At 63.5% G+C, this 1,420-nt stretch carries 2 protein-coding genes; both read left to right on the top strand.

What is annotated here, in order from left to right:
• Positions 1-47 precede the first annotated feature (47 nt).
• On the top strand, positions 48-581 hold the full coding sequence (locus OZ10_RS20090; protein ID WP_039405167.1) for a PadR family transcriptional regulator: 534 nt from the start codon (positions 48-50) through the stop codon (positions 579-581).
• A 389-nt stretch (positions 582-970) separates the two neighbouring features.
• A partial coding sequence (locus OZ10_RS20085) for a siderophore-interacting protein (RefSeq protein WP_039566865.1) occupies positions 971-1,420 on the top strand: 450 nt, incomplete at its 3' end.

The following is a 1,420-nucleotide window of genomic DNA, read 5'->3' as shown; positions in this document are numbered from 1 at the left end:
TCGATATATCGTTTCGGCATCCTTCGATATATCGAATAAGACCGAGCTTGCGCCAATCCGGCTCTCCAGATGATCTCGATCCGTCTCCGCCCGCCGCACGTGGCCGCGCGGCGGGCGGGCGGGCGCGTCCGCTGGAGCACGGCGATCTGCGCCTGCTGTTGCTGGCGCTGATCGACGAGCGCCCGCGCCATGGCTACGAGTTGATGCGGCAGATCGCCGCGCTGTTCAAAGGGCTGTACACCCCAAGTGCCGGCGCGATCTATCCCGCGCTGGCGCAGCTGGAAACCGATGGCTGGGTACGGACCTCGCTGGATGACGGCCGCAAGCGCTATCAGGTCACCGATGTCGGCCGGGAGCATGTCGCGCAGCAACGCGATGCCCTCGACGCAGCGCTGGCACGCACGCATCGGCGCGCACGCGAATTGATCAAGGCGCAGACGCCGGCGCCGATTCGCGATGCGATTCACCGCATCAAGCACGGCCTGTTTGCACGGCACGGACAGTGGAGCGAAGCAGAAACTGCCCGCATTGCGGCGTTACTCAACGCCGCCGCCGACGGCATGGAGCGCGATGACGGCTGAGCGGGTGTGCTTGGCGACTACAAACATGTCATTGCGGCTGCGTCACTACGACAGGTTGCTTGCTGATGCGAGTGGCGTGCAGGAGTGGCGGTGAATGCGCCGTTTGCGAGTTTCATCACTCTGCAAATTTGCCACGGCGATCGTGTCTCTTTGCAGTGGCTTGAAGCCCCTCTCCCTTCGGGAGAGGGGTTGGGGTGAGGGTACGGACGAAGCCACGCGTTATTGCAACTGCACGGGGCTTCGCTCGTACCTCATCCGCCCGATGGGAGAAGGAATCGCTAACAGCCGCTGCCCATCACTGGTTACTACCTGTTTGTTACCTCGTTTTGCTCCTGACCTCCCACCTCCACCGCCACGCAACTGCAACGTATCTCCAGGAACTGCACCCCATGGCACCGCATACCAGCACCCAAATCCGTCGCGACCCGCGCCTGCGCTCCGTACAGGTGGTGCGCTGCGAGTCGATCACGCCACAAATGCGCCGCATTGTCTTTGGTGGCAGCGAGCTTGCCGGCTTCCAGAGCGACGCACCGGACGATCACGTCAAACTGTTTTTCCCCAATGCCGACGGCGCGTTCGTACTGCCGACCATGACACCGGAAGGACCGCGTTACGCCGACGGCGCCCTGCCCTCGCCCGGCCGCGACTACACGCCGCGCCTGTTCGACCCGCAAACCGGCGAGCTCAGCATCGATTTTGTGTTGCACGGTGACGGGGTAGCCTCCGATTGGGCCGCCCAGGCGCAGCCAGGCGACGAACTGCGCATTGGCGGCCCACGCGGCTCGTTCCTGGTGGCCGATGACTTCGATCGTTATGTATTGATCGGCGATGAAACCGCA

Source organism: Xanthomonas cannabis pv. cannabis, assembly GCF_000802365.1.
Lineage (GTDB): Bacteria > Pseudomonadota > Gammaproteobacteria > Xanthomonadales > Xanthomonadaceae > Xanthomonas > Xanthomonas cannabis.
This window is presented reverse-complemented; position numbering and strand designations above follow the sequence as displayed.